At 72.6% G+C, this 13,074-nt stretch carries 12 protein-coding genes; 10 read left to right on the forward strand and 2 right to left on the reverse strand.

Annotation, left to right across the window (positions count from 1 at the left end):
* The first annotated feature begins 57 nt into the window (after positions 1–57).
* The gene (locus tag ACZ466_RS39065; protein ID WP_378286632.1) at positions 58–1,410 is read left to right on the forward strand and encodes a hypothetical protein; all 1,353 of its coding nucleotides are present in this window, start codon (positions 58–60) and stop codon (positions 1,408–1,410) included.
* The gene (locus ACZ466_RS39070; protein ID WP_378286634.1) at positions 1,407–2,819 is read left to right on the forward strand and encodes an acyl-CoA reductase; all 1,413 of its coding nucleotides are present in this window, start codon (positions 1,407–1,409) and stop codon (positions 2,817–2,819) included. The genes ACZ466_RS39065 and ACZ466_RS39070 overlap by 4 nt, the downstream gene beginning before the upstream one ends.
* A gap of 63 nt (positions 2,820–2,882) precedes the next feature.
* On the opposite strand, the gene ACZ466_RS39075 is transcribed toward ACZ466_RS39070, so the two are convergent.
* Positions 2,883–3,335 carry a LysE family translocator gene (locus tag ACZ466_RS39075; protein WP_378286636.1) on the reverse strand — a complete coding sequence of 151 codons (453 nt, stop codon included), beginning with the start codon at positions 3,333–3,335 and terminating at the stop codon, positions 2,883–2,885.
* Between the two features lie 224 nt (positions 3,336–3,559).
* Positions 3,560–4,117 carry a hypothetical protein gene (locus tag ACZ466_RS39080; protein ID WP_378286638.1) on the reverse strand — a complete coding sequence of 186 codons (558 nt, stop codon included), beginning with the start codon at positions 4,115–4,117 and terminating at the stop codon, positions 3,560–3,562.
* A 198-nt stretch (positions 4,118–4,315) separates the two neighbouring features.
* Here ACZ466_RS39080 and ACZ466_RS39085 point away from each other — a divergent pair, with 198 nt between their 5' ends.
* The 8 genes from ACZ466_RS39085 to ACZ466_RS39120 all read left to right on the forward strand — a co-directional run bounded on the left by ACZ466_RS39085 (position 4,316) and on the right by ACZ466_RS39120 (position 13,065).
* The gene (locus ACZ466_RS39085) at positions 4,316–5,047 is read left to right on the forward strand and encodes a Crp/Fnr family transcriptional regulator (protein WP_378286640.1); all 732 of its coding nucleotides are present in this window, start codon (positions 4,316–4,318) and stop codon (positions 5,045–5,047) included.
* 6 nt (positions 5,048–5,053) lie between these two features.
* Positions 5,054–5,725 (forward strand): nucleotidyl cyclase domain-containing protein, encoded by a 672-nt coding sequence (locus tag ACZ466_RS39090; protein ID WP_378286642.1) that lies wholly within the window; start codon positions 5,054–5,056, stop codon positions 5,723–5,725.
* A gap of 42 nt (positions 5,726–5,767) precedes the next feature.
* Positions 5,768–6,742 carry a nucleotidyl cyclase domain-containing protein gene (locus ACZ466_RS39095; RefSeq protein ID WP_378286644.1) on the forward strand — a complete coding sequence of 325 codons (975 nt, stop codon included), beginning with the start codon at positions 5,768–5,770 and terminating at the stop codon, positions 6,740–6,742.
* 88 nt (positions 6,743–6,830) lie between these two features.
* Entirely contained in the window at positions 6,831–8,036 is a 1,206-nt protein-coding gene (locus ACZ466_RS39100; protein WP_378286646.1) for an Hsp70 family protein, read from the forward strand.
* 8 nt (positions 8,037–8,044) lie between these two features.
* Entirely contained in the window at positions 8,045–8,935 is an 891-nt protein-coding gene (locus ACZ466_RS39105; RefSeq protein WP_378286648.1) for a TRAFAC clade GTPase domain-containing protein, read from the forward strand.
* A gap of 19 nt (positions 8,936–8,954) precedes the next feature.
* On the forward strand, positions 8,955–9,998 hold the full coding sequence (locus ACZ466_RS39110; RefSeq protein WP_378286650.1) for a TRAFAC clade GTPase domain-containing protein: 1,044 nt from the start codon (positions 8,955–8,957) through the stop codon (positions 9,996–9,998).
* Positions 9,995–11,212 (forward strand): hypothetical protein, encoded by a 1,218-nt coding sequence (locus tag ACZ466_RS39115; RefSeq protein ID WP_378286651.1) that lies wholly within the window; start codon positions 9,995–9,997, stop codon positions 11,210–11,212. The genes ACZ466_RS39110 and ACZ466_RS39115 overlap by 4 nt, the downstream gene beginning before the upstream one ends.
* On the forward strand, positions 11,209–13,065 hold the full coding sequence (locus ACZ466_RS39120; RefSeq protein WP_378286653.1) for a dynamin family protein: 1,857 nt from the start codon (positions 11,209–11,211) through the stop codon (positions 13,063–13,065). Before ACZ466_RS39115 ends, ACZ466_RS39120 begins: the two co-directional genes overlap by 4 nt.
* The last annotated feature ends 9 nt before the right edge of the window (positions 13,066–13,074 follow it).

The following is a 13,074-nucleotide window of genomic DNA, read 5'->3' on the forward strand; positions in this document are numbered from 1 at the left end:
AATGATACGCATGAGTTGCCATTTTCTGCCCGGCAACGACACAGGGAAGGATGCCCGGTGAGCTCTGCCCTCGAAAGACTGACGCGGCTGGTCGACGCCCCGGACCGCTTCGACCACTCGCACGCCGAGCTGCGCGAGACGCAGCTGGCGGCGCTCGACGAGCGGTTCCAGGAACGCAGGGACCGCATCAAACTGCTGGGCCACCGGGCCCGGGAGGCCGGGATCACCCGGATCCGCGACCGTGCGGACGCGGTGCCGCTGCTGTTCCCGCACACCGCCTACAAGAGCTACCCGGAGAGCTTCCTCATCGAGGAGAGGTGGGACCGGCTCGGCAAGTGGCTGGGCACCGTCTCGCCGTACCCGATCAGCCCGATCGAGACGTCCGACATCTCCGACATCGACGAATGGATCGACCGGCTCCAGGCCAGGGGGCACTACGTGTCCTGCTCCAGCGGGACGACCGGCAAGTCGGCGATGCTGCTCGCCTCGGACCGGGACATGGACTGGTCGCGCAAGGACACCGTCAACGTGTTCTCCTGGGGCTCGGGGGTCAAGCCGGAGGGGGACCGGCGGATCATGGGCACGGGCGCCACCGCCGCCGTCCCGAAGAACCTGGTCATCGCCGAGGCGCAGAAGAACGCCTTCGGCGACCCGGCCAAGGAGGGCTTCCGCCCGCCGGTGCCCCCGATCACCGTCGGCTCGCTGACCAAGATGGTCGTGCTCCGCAAGAAGATCGCCGACGGCACCGCCCGCCCCGACGAGCTCGCCGACTTCGAGAAGACCTCCCGGGAGCGGGAGGCCGTGATGAAGGCCTCGGTGACCGCGACGGCCGAGGCGCTCGTGCGGTACCGCGCCGACAAGCTCTACATCGCGGGGATGTGGAACTCGCTCTACCAGGTGGCCAAGATCGTTCGCGAGATGGGCTACGCGGCCGAGCACTTCCACCCCGACAACTGCCTCTACGTCGGCGGCGGGCTCAAGCGCGCCAAGCTGCCGCCGGACTACCAGGAGTTCGTCCACCAGACGTTCAACATCCCGCCCGACCGGGACTTCCAGAACTACTCCATGCAGGAGCTCAACTCCGGCATGCCCAAGTGCCAGAAGGGCGACCGCTACCACGTGCCGCCGTGGATCGTGCCGTTCATCCTCGACGAGACGGGCGACAACCTGCTGCCGCACGAGAGCGGCGAGATCGAGGGCCGCGCCGCCTTCTTCGACCTCTCGCTCGACGGGCGCTGGGGCGGCATCATCACCGGCGACAAGATCTCGCTCGACCTCGACCCCTGCGCCTGCGGCAGCACGGGCCCGTCGGTGCGCAACGACATCGCCCGGTACGCCGACCTGGCCGCCGGTGACGACAAGATCGGCTGCGCCGGCACCGTGGACGCCTACGTGAGGGGCCTGTCATGACCGCCGTCCACAACGAGGCCACCACCGTCTCCGCGCCGTTCTTCCTGCGCGGCGAACTGGTCGAGGGCGACGACGTCACGCACCGGTCCCGCGACCTGGGCGCCGGCTTCACCACGCCGGCGATCGCCATGGACCGGGCGGTGCACCCGCGCGGCGAGGTGCCGCCGCTGCTGAACGTCCCGCTCAAGGAGATCATCGACTTCCTCGTCGAGACCGGCGAGCGGATCCGCGACCCGCACAACCCGTTCGTGCAGGACTGCGTCGAGCGCATGTCGTCCACCCACGTCCTCCCGCGCCCGGTGCTGCAGTCGCAGGTCACCGGGGCGGCCGCCTATCTCGACCGGCGGCTGCTGGAGACGGTGGTCGAGCAGAACTTCCCCGATCCCAGGGCGCTGGACGAGTGGATCCCCAAGCAGGACTTCACCGGCCGAAAGAGCTTCGTGCGGGCGTTCGCTCCCCGTCTGATCCACGTGCTGCCCGGCAACTCTCCCGGCGTCGCGGTGAAGTCCATCGCCCAGGGCGCGATGGTCAAGGCCGTCAACCTCTTCAAGATGTCGTCCAGCGACCCGTTCACGACGGTCGCGATCCTGCGGATCATGGCCGACATCGATCCCGACCACCCCATCGTGAGGTCGATGACGGCGGTCTACTGGCGCGGCGGTGACGACGCGGTGGAGCGCGTCCTGTACCGGCCGCAGTACTTCGACAAGATCGTCGCGTGGGGCGGCGGCGACGCGATCAACAACGTGATCAAGTATCTCGGCCCCGGCTTCCAGCTGGTGTCGTTCGACCCCAAGACCTCGATCTCGATGGTCGGCAGGGAGGCGTTCGCCTCGGACGAGACGCTCGACCTCGCCGCCGAGCTGGCCGCGTCCGACGTCATGGTGCTCAACCAGGAGGCGTGCGTCGCGAGCCGCTTCGTCTACCTGGAGGGCGACCAGGCCGACGCCGACCGCTTCTGCGAGCGGCTGCACGCCCGGATCGCCGCCAAGGCGGCCGCCTCGGGCGATGCCCGGCCGCTGGACAGGGACCTGCGCGAGCAGATCGACACGCTGATGATGCTCGACGACGAGTTCGGCGTCTGGGGCAGGACCGACGGCAAGGGCCTGGTGATCCGGTCCGACGAGCCGGTGGACTTCCACCCGATCAACAAGACCGCCAACGTGGTCCGCGTCGACTCCCTCGACCAGGCCGTGCGGCACGTCAACGTGGCGACGCAGACGGTCGGCTTCTACCCCTTCGAGCGGATGCCGGACTACCGCGACCGGCTCGCCAGCGGCGGCGTGCAGCGCGTCGTCCGGCTGGGCGAGGCGGGACCCAGCACGATCGGCAACCCGCACGACGCCATGTACCCGCTGCACCGTTTCGTGCACTGGATGGCGCACGAGGACGGCGTCGCGACGACCTGAGAACGCCCCCGGGCACCGGCCGGTCGAAGGACCGCCGGTGCCCGGCCATGCCCGCCGACCCGATCAGGGGCGGGCGGTGGCGACCTGCACGCCGAACCCGATCAGGACGACGCCGGTGGCGCGGTCCATGGCCCGGCGCACGGAGGGCTTCTCGAAGAGCGCGCGGGCCTTGGACAGCAGCATCACGTAGCCTCCGAGCCAGCCGAGGGTGAGGGCCGCGTGCAGGAGTACCAGCAGCGCCATCCCGGCCTGCGGGGGGAGCCCGGACGGGGCGAGCGAGGGCAGCAGGCCGGTGTAGAAGACGGCGATCTTCGGGTTCACCATGTTGCTGACGAACCCGGTCCGCCACGGGCTGCCGTTCGGAGACGGTGCGCTCACCGCGCCGGCCCCCGAACGGCTGTGCCGCAGTGACTGGACGCCGAGAAAGACCAGGTAGAGCGCCCCGAACAGCTTGACGGTGGTGTAGGCCGTGGCGGACGCGGCGAGGACGGCCGCCAGCCCTGCCACGGTGAGCACGCCCACACCAGCAGGCCCGCGGCGATGCCGCCGACGGTCCGCAGGCCGTCCCGCGTGCTGGAGGCGAGGGCCCGTTTGGTCACCACGGCCATGTCCGGACCGGGAACCATCGTCAGTACGGCCAGTACGCCGGCCGCCGCAAGGAACTGTACGAACACGGGGCCCAGTCTCGCACCCGCGAACGGCCGCCTCGAAGCCGCCTTCGAGTCGTCCGTGAGCGCACTCTAGGGAGCGGCGAAGGCTCGCATCACGACCTCGCGCAGGCCCGCCACGTCCTGTTCGAGGTCCTGCCTGACCTCATCGGCGCACCTGATCGTCCGGTACGCCGTGTTCGCGGGCGGGCCCGGCTCCGTCGCCCGCATGAGCGCCTGGACGGCAAGGGCATGACCGGGCGCCGTGTAGGACACGCCATCGGGATACCCGCGCAGGCGGCGCATCGCCTCCGACTCCACGACCCGCGCCACCCGCTGCAGTACCTCGGCGCGCACACCCTCGCCGCCGTTGTCCTCGAACGCCATCACCCAGCCGCCCCGGCGGGCGAACAGCGCCACCGGCAGGCCCTCACCGAACCGGCGGGCCCCGGGGACCTGATCGCCGACGACTGCCGGCGCCTCCTCCGGCGGCCGCTCGCCGCGCACGCGAACGGCGTGGTCCACGCGCCCACCGAACGAAGCGGCGACCCGCTCCACGTCATCGTCCTCGACGAAGGTGACGCACGCCGCCTCGCTGCGCCACGTGCCGCCGACCCATTCGAAGGCGTCCGCTCCGGGCCACTCGTCCATGCCCCGAGACCTACCACCCGCCACCGTCATTTCTCCCGCGCGGTGACGAGAGCCGCGGCCGGAAGGGGCGGCGGCCTTTGTATCGTTCCTTTGGATGGCGAACCGGTGCCATTCCGGTAATGGACGTATTCCTTCCCGGCGATGTCGGTCATCCTTGCCGTACGGCGGCCGATGAAGGCCGCTCTCGGGGAGGCTGCCATGACTCACTCCGCGATTCCGCGGCCGGCCGGGTCCGCGCCCGAACGGCCGTGGCCGCGCGGCACGCTGCTGGCCGAGCTGTCGGCCGCGAGCCGGGCGCGGCTGATGGACCTGGGGTCCCGCCGCCGCTACGAGCACGGTGAGGTGCTGCTGCGGGAGCAGGAGCGCTCGACGCACGTGGTCCTGCTGCTCGGGGGCTTCGCCAAGGTCACCTCCAACCTCGGCGACGGCCGCGTGGCCCTGCTGGGCATCCGGATGGCCGGCGACACCGTGGGCGAGATGGCCGCGCTCGACGGCTCGCCGCGGTCGGCGAGCGTGATGGCGTGCGGCCGGGTGCTGGTGAAGATCATCTCGCGGGACGAGTTCCTCGGCCTGCTGCAGGACGTCCCGGAGGTCGGCATCAAGGTGTCGGGCGTGATCAGCCGGCGGCTCCGCTGGGCCAACCGCCGGCGGGTCGACTTCTACGGCTACCCGACCCGCGTCCGGCTCGCCCGCATCCTGGTCGACCTCGCCGGAACCTACGGCCATCCGCAGGACGAGGGCATCGTCTTCGACGTCGAGCTGACCCAGGACGAACTGGGCGCCATGGCCGGGGCCGACGCCGACACCGCGGGCCGGGAGCTCCGCAAGCTGAAGTCGCGCGGACTGATCGCGACCGGATACCGCCGGACCGCCATCCTCGACCTGGACGCCCTGCGCGCCCAGGCGAGGCCGGCCGGCGGGGCGGAGTGACCGCCGATGGCCGCGCGGTCCCGCCTGCAGTACCGGCTCCTGGTGGCCGTCGACGTCGAGCGCTACAGCGCGCGGGACGCGCTGCGCCAGTTCATGGCGCAGGACGACCTGCGGCACGCGCTCGAACGCGCGGCGGCGGGGGCCGGGCTCGACCGGGAGCTCTGGTACCGGCAGTTCGCCGGGGACGGGGAACTGGCCGTGCTCCCCGGGGACGTCGACATCTCGCACGCGGTGGGCGCCCTGTCGGCGGAGCTCGACACGGCGCTCGCCGAGATCAACGAGCGCCGCGCCGCCGGGGACCGGCTCCGGATCCGCCTCGCCTTCCACCACGGGACGCTGGCCCCGGGCCCGTTCGGTCCCGCCGGCGCCGCGCCGATCGTGGTGAGCCGCCTCCTGGACTCCGCGCCCCTGCGCGCCCTGCTCGACCGGCGGCCCGAGCACGACCTGGTCCTGGCCGTGTCCGACTCGCTCTACGCCGATGTCGTGAGCACCGGCTTCTGCAGGCTCGACCCGGCCGGCTTCCAGCCCATCAGGATCTCGGCGAAGGGGATCAGGTACCGGGGTTTCATCCGGGCGGGCACCGGTGCGAGGGCGGACGAGGCGCTCGGCACCGTCGTCCCGCTGCCCGTCCCATTCCGGCCGGATGCCCGGGGTGCCGAATCGGTAAGCTCCGCGTGAAGCCCGCCAGTCAAGGACGCCACCACTCCGAGGGGCCGTCGAATGGGTAGCGACAACCTCCCGGCGGTGCGCCGGACCAGCCTCGTGGTCGATCTCGAGGGATACTCCAAGCGCAGCGCGCCAGGGCAGGTCGACGCCCAGGGGCGGCTGCTGTGGAGCATGGTCCACGCGCTGAAGGCCGCGGGGATCGCGCCCGACTCCTGCGCGCGCCAGGACCAGGGGGACGGGCAGCTGATCACGCTGCCGCCCGGCATCAACGAGGCCCGCGTCCTGCCGACCGTCATCCTCGCCCTGAACGCCGCCATGAGCCGGGTCAACTCCCTGCCCGGCGAGGCGGGCCGGCTGCGGCTGCGGATGGGGATGGCGCAGGGGCCGGTGCAGCTCGCCTCGATCGGCTACGTCGGCGCCGGAGTGGTCGCCGCCTGCCGCATGGTCGACTCGGCGCCGCCCCGCCAGGCCCTCAAGCGGCACCGGGACGCCGACATGGCCGCGATCGTGTCCGACGACCTGTACCGCCAGGTGTTCTCGCAGGGCTACGACGTCCGGCTCGCCGCCCGCGACTTCCAGCCCGTCCAGGTGGTCATGAGCGCCAAGGGCTACCAGGCCGACGCCTGGCTGCACGTCCCGGCCGTGCGGCCCGTCGCCGGCCTGGTCCCGGACTTCACCGGGGCCTACGAGGACAGGTCCGGCGCGCCCTGGCTCGCCATGATCCCCCTGGCCGCGGCCGGTGTCGGCGTCTGGTGGTGGCTCGGCCACGAGGACGATCCCGCAGATCAGGGCGGGCACCGGGCGCACCCCGACCACGTCGACCCGCGCGATCCCGTCGACCCGACGCCCGACTGGCAGCACGATCCGGTGCGGGGCTGGGAGTACGACCCGATGCGGGGCTGGCACGAGGTGCCGCACGGCCTGCCGGCGTCCTACGGCGCGCTGGAGCCTGCCCCCGAGCCCGATCTCGCCGACCAGGACTACGGCGATGACCAGGTCGACGACTCGGGCTTCGACCAGGACATTTGAAGATTCTTTTACTTTCTCTGCTTTCGCTGCATGAAATCCGCCCGCCCGTGCCGTCCAAGAGGACAGGCGAACGGACGGGGAGGCCCGGATGGGGCAGTGGGCGCTGGCGATCGACTTCGGGACGAGCTTCACCACCGTCGCCATGTCGGTGGACGGCCGGATCGTCCCGCTGGAGATCGCCAACAGCCGCTACCTGCCCTCGGCGGTCGCCATGGACGCCGAGGGGACGCTGCTCACCGGCCCGGAGGCGGTGCAGCGCGGACGCCATGAACCGGCGAGCGCGGTGCGGCTGCCCAAGCGGGCGCTGGTCGCCGGGCCCAAGGTCAGGCTGAACGGGCGCACGGTCGCCACCACCGATCTCGTCGCGGCGGTGCTGGAGCGGGCCGCCGCCGAGGCGCGCTCCGTCCAGGGCGGCGACGAGCCCGGGGAGGTCGTCCTCACCCATCCGGCGGCCTGGGGCGACCAGGAGCTCGCGGCGCTGCGGAAGGCCGCCGCCACGGCGGGGCTGGGCACGCCGCGGCTGGTCGCCGAGCCGATCGCGGCCGCCGTCCACTACGCGGTCGGCTGCACGGCGACCGGGTGCGCGGACGCCTCCCGGATCGACCTGCCCGACGGCGGGTGCCTGGCGGTGTACGACCTGGGCGGAGGCACCTTCGACACCGCCGTAGTGCGCCGCGACGGCGCCGGGTTCGTCCTGGTCGGCGAGCCCGGCGGGGACGCCTCGCTGGGCGGCGAGGACCTCGACGAGCGCTTCCTCGAGATGCTGGAGGCGCGCGCCGTCGACCGCGACCCGGCCGCCTGGGCGGAGCCGGCCGCGGGCCCCGCCGCGCAGCATGCCCGCGCGGTGCTGCGCCGCGAGGTCGTCGACGCCAAGCACGTGCTGTCGCGGCTGTACACCGTGGACCTGGCGGTGCCCGGCTATCCGGCGACGTTCCGGGTGACCCGGGACGAGTTCACCGGGATCGTCGACGGCGACCTCCGGCGCAGCCTGGACACGCTCACGGCCACGGTGGCCGGCGCCGGCCTGGACCCGGCCGGCCTCGCCGCCGTGGCGCTGGCGGGAGGCTCCAGCCAGGTGCCCCGCGTGGCGGAGCTCATCGCCGAGCACTTCGGCGCCCTCCCGCTGACGGCACCCGATCCGAAATCGGCCGTCGTCCACGGAGCCCTGCTCTCATCCACGGCCGGGACCGCCGCGCCGTCGGCGGACCCCGCACCGTCGGCGGACCCTGTGCCGCGAAGGCGCCGCCCCCCGCTCGACCCCGACCCCGAGGACTGGATGCCGGACATCTCATGAAGATCGTCATGATCGGTCACTCTTCGGCCGGAAAGACCACCTACGTATCGCTCATGTACGACACGATGCGCGTCGGAATGGAGGGCTTCTCGCTCCGCGCGGCCGAAGCGTACGACCACCGCGTCCTGAAGAAGGCCGCCCGCGCGATCCGCAAGGGCAGGTATCCCGACCCCAGCAACCAGCGCAGCAGCTTCAACCTGGTGCTGCAGCACAACGGATCGGACGTGTTCCCCTTCACCTGGCGCGACTACCGGGGCGGCGCGCTGTCGGAGAGGAGCGTCGACAGCGAGCAGGCCAAGGAACTGTACGAGGATCTGCGCGAGTCCGACGCCATCGTGGTCTTCGCCGATGCCCAGCGCCTGGCGACCCGGCGCGGCGCGGCCCTGGAGAACGCCACCCTGGTGACCCACGTCATGCGGGCGCTGGCCGACCGGGACGGCGCGGTGCTGCCGGTGCTGGTGGTCTTCACCAAGTGGGACCTGGTGGCGCACCTCGGCGAGGAGGCGCAGGAGCGGATCGCCGCCCCCTTCCGGCAGCTCATCGAGGCGATCGACCGGTCGGAGTCGGCGATCGGCCTCGCGGTCCCGGTGGCCTGCGGTCCCGAGCCCGTCAACGTGGCGGTGCCCGTCCTGGCGTGCCTGTGGGTCGGCCTGCTGAGCCGGATCAACACCCTGACCGCCCTGGTCCAGGAGCACGCCGAGTCCGCCGACAGGCTGGCCGCCCAGGACACCGTCGTCGACCGCTTCACCAGCTGGTGGAAGGGCGAGTCGTCGTACGCCCAGCTCGCCGAGGAGCGCCGCCGGTCCGCGCTGGCGGAGCTGTCCCGCCTGGAACCGCTGGTCGAACCGGCCGAGCGGTTGCAGGAACTTCTCGATCAGGTACTCGACGCGGCCGGCTGAGCCGCGGGGAGGAAGCGCGATGAGGACTCCGGAGATCAAGCTGACCATCCTCGGGGCCACCGGCTCCGGGAAGACGACCCTGATGCTGGGCATGTACGCGATGCTCGCGACCGGCGTGCACGGCTACCACCTGTTCACCCGGGACCCCGACGACCACATCGACCTCACCCGGCGGTGGGACACGCTGTACACGCGGGGCGAGCTGCCGCCGCCGACCGACGAGGTCCCGACGGCCTACCAGATGATCTTCAACCACGGTCTGGAGACCATGCTGCACCTGGACTTCGTGGACTTCCGCGGGGGCGCCGGGACCGCGTCGACCAGGGACGCCGACACCGCCGCCGACATCCCGACGCTGCGCGAGCGGCTGGCCGAGTCCAACAGCATCTACCTCGTCCTGGACGGCCACCACGTCGGCGACTGGATCAGGGAGGAGTGCGCCGGCATGCAGGTGACCGGGGCGATGGGCCTGAGCATCTTCACCCAGACCATCATGCGGCTCTTCCAGCAGTTCAAGGAGGAGGGGCGGGCCCGGCCGTCCCTGGTCGTGATCGTCACCAAGTGCGACGTGCTGGAGGAGCGGAGCGGGATGCCGCGCCAGGACGCCCTGAGGGTGATGGTGAAGAACTTGAAGAAGCTGGTGCCCTTCGCCTACTACCCGGGCGTCACCGCGATGATCTGCCCGGTGCAGCTGGGGCGGTTCGGGGTCGAGCCGGGCGGCACGGTGAAGCCGGGCCAGGTCGACCCGATCTTCGTGCACAAGCCGCTGATCTTCTCCCTGATGCACTACCTGACCGAGCAGGCCGCCTTCGACCGGCGCGACCTGAAGGAGGTCGAGAGCCGCCGCGCCGACGCCCGCACCGAGCTGGAGCAGCTGCGCAGCGGTTTCGGCGCGGGCTTCTTCCGCGGCGGCGAGATCAGGCGGAAGAGCGGCGAGATCGAGTTCGCCGCCCAGCGGGCGGCCGACCTGCAGAAGGAGCTGGACACCGCGCAGCAGCGCGCCGCCCAGCTCATGGGCGAGCTCGACGGGCTCCCGATCATCAAGGACGGGGTGGTCCGATGACCGAGTGGTCGCCGGTCGTGTACGGCCGCACCCGGTGGGTCGACCGGTGGCGGCGGGCCTGGCCCGCCGGGGTGCCCCTCGGCGGCCGGCCCGAGAAGGCGATGCTCGACGTGATCAACGGGGGCGAGGACCTGGTCCGCCCGGACGCCGGCGAGGAGAGCCACGCCCCGCGCTTCCTGCTGGCGCGCGGCGCGGACGGGGTGCTGGTCGGCGTCGCCTGCCGGGCCCGGATGCTGAGCGACGCCATGCACACCGACCTGCAGGGCGGCCGCGAACTCTACTGCTTCGTCGGCTGGTTCGGCGCGGGCGGCTCCGTCGCCGACCTGCCGCCCCTGGCGGACCTGGCCGCGCGTTGCCAGGAGTGGGCGGGACGCGTGTACGAGCGGTTCATGAAGCCGGTGTGGGAGTTGCACGAGGACCAGATCGTCCTGGAGCGGACCCTGCCCGAACCGGCCCCCTGGGCGTCGACCTCCGTCAAGGAAACCGAGGGCGAGGGTGGGCGGCGGCTCTCCGTCCAGCCGGACGTGGTGCACGTCCTTCCCGCGGACCAGGCTGCCGAGTACTGGGACAGAGCCGTCCTGACCGGGGCTGACTTCGCCCTGGCCACGGGCTGGTGGACGATGGCGGACCGTCGCGCCGAACACCTCACCCACCTGTGCGTCGAAGGAGTCAGAGAGCCCAGGACGATCCCCAGGCCGAAGCCCGAGCCGCGGACGGAACCCGTGCGTCCCAAGTCCGCCGGAGCTCCGAAACGGTCCGACTGGGACCGCTTCCAGCACGAGCAGGTCCTTGAGGAGGACCGGGGCGGCCGCGGTCTGCGCGGGGTCGCCCGGGACATCGCACGCGCCTTCCTGGGGCCCGAAGAGGAGCATCACACGCCCCACTCGTTCGGCGGCGACGCGGCGAGAGCGCGCAAGCGCACCGATCAGGCGCGGGGCCTCCCCGAGCGCAAACGCCAGGAGCTCATCGCGGCGTGGCACCGTGCGAAGCTGCGCTACGAGGCCGCCCTGAAGGAGGCCGAGGCCGCCGAGGGGGAGCTCGCGCACATCGAGGAACTGCTCGGTGGCGCGGGTCCCGGTGCGCCGTCCGATCCGCACGGCGGCGGTTCCGTCCGGCCGGTCCGGCGGACGGAGCCGCCGCCCGATGTCGAACTGCCCGAACGGCCGGGTCACACCGGTGACTTCTTCGGCGACACGTGGGGGAGGGACCGGTGAACGAGGACGAGAGCCGGCTTGCGAGCCGGCTCGCGCCGCAGGTGCGGGCGCTCTGCCAGGAGGTCGCCGACGCCGTGATGGCCCTCGGTGATCCGGCCGACCGGGACGCGACCGCCGCGGCGATCCGGGCCGAGGCGGGCCGGGCCGAGACCGGCGCCGCCGGGGCCATCGTGGTGGGGGAGAAGAAGCGCGGCAAGAGCTCGCTCATCAACGCGCTGGTCGGGCGGCCGGGGCTGCTGCCGGTCGAGGTGGACGTGGCCACCAGCGTCCACCTGGCGGTCGGGTACGCGCCCGAGCCGCAGGCCGAGGCCGTGCTGAACGGAAAGCCGGATCCGGTCCCGATCGGACTCCACGAGATCCCCGCCTACGCGGCCCTCGACCCCGAGAGCGGCGCGGAGGTCCGGGACGACGTGCGGCACGTCCGTGTGGGCGTGCCGTCCCCGCTGCTGCGCGCAGGCCTGGTGCTCATCGACACGCCGGGCGTCGGCGGCCTGGTCTCCGGGCACGCCCGGATCACGCTGGCGGCGCTGACCGGGGCCGACGCGCTGGTGTTCGTGGTGAACGGGTCGGTCGAGCTCACCCGGTCCGAGCTGACCTTCCTCACCCGGGCCACCGAGCGGATCGGGACCGTCCTGTTCGTGCTCGCGCAGACCGACAAGTACCGCGGCTGGCGGGAGGTCCTGGAGCGCAACCGCGCGCTGCTGGCCGAGCACGCGCCCCGGTACGCGTCCGCGCCGTGGTTCCCGGTGAGCGGCCGCGCCGAGCTGGAGGCGGTCGCCGCCCGCGAGTCCGGGGACGCGGCGAAGGCGGAACGGCTGGCGGCGTCGTCCGGCATCGGCGAGCTGAGCGCGGCGCTCACCGAGCGGGTCGCGTCCCGCGCCTGGCAGATCCGGCTGGACAACGCGCTGCATCTGGCGGCCGCGCAGATCGAGCCGCTCGCGGCCGCCCTGGAACGGCGGGTGCGGTCGCTGGAGGGCGATCCGGAGCTGGAGCGGGAGGTCGTGGAGCGGCGCGAGCGGCTGCGCGAGCTGCAGGGCGCCGACGCCCAGTGGCGCCGGACCCTGGCGCGGCGGACCCGCGAGCTGGAGCGCACGCTGCGGCTCGGCTTCCAGCGCTCGGTCAACGACCTGCGCGCCCTGGCCGAGGAGAAGATCGCCAAGAGCGGCGGTTCCGATCTGCTCAGCGAGCTGCCCGGCGACCTGGAGGCCGGCATCGAGGGCGTCTGGCTGGAGCTGCAGAACGGCGTCCGCACCGGGATGCGGGCCCTGGCCGCCGACATCGGCCGCGAGTTCGCCGATGTGGACGTCGAGGTGAGCCGGGAGCTGACGCTGCCGGACCGGCTCCGGGAGCTGCCGCGGCCCGGGACCACCGCCGACGACTCCCGCGGCCCGCTGGCGATGATCGAACGGGTCATGCCGGGCTGGGGCGCGGGCGCGCTGACCATCGCGGCGCTGGGCGCGGTCACCGGGTCGATCCTGCTGCCCGTGGCCGCCGGGTTCGGGCTGATGGCGCTGCTGAGCGGCCGCCGCAAGCGGCGCGAGGAGCTGCGCCGGGCGCGCGGCGACGCCACCAAGTACGTCAACCGGCTGGTGGTGGAGCTCAACACCGAGATCCCGCCCAAGATCTCCGCGGCCGTGGAGGAGCTGAGCGACCGGCTGGGGGACGCGGTCTCCGAGCGCATCGCGGCCCAGCGGACGCGGCTGGAGGCGGAACTGGCCGCGCACCAGAGCGATCTGCGCGCCGCGCAGGAGACGCTGGCCCGGGACCGCCGGCAGGCGCGTGCCGGGCTGGAGCGGCTGCGCGGCCTCGGCGGACGGGCGGAGGCCATGCGCCGGGAACTGGGGGTGCGCTGACGTGCGCGC

The sequence above is a fragment of the Actinomadura rugatobispora genome (assembly GCF_055379765.1).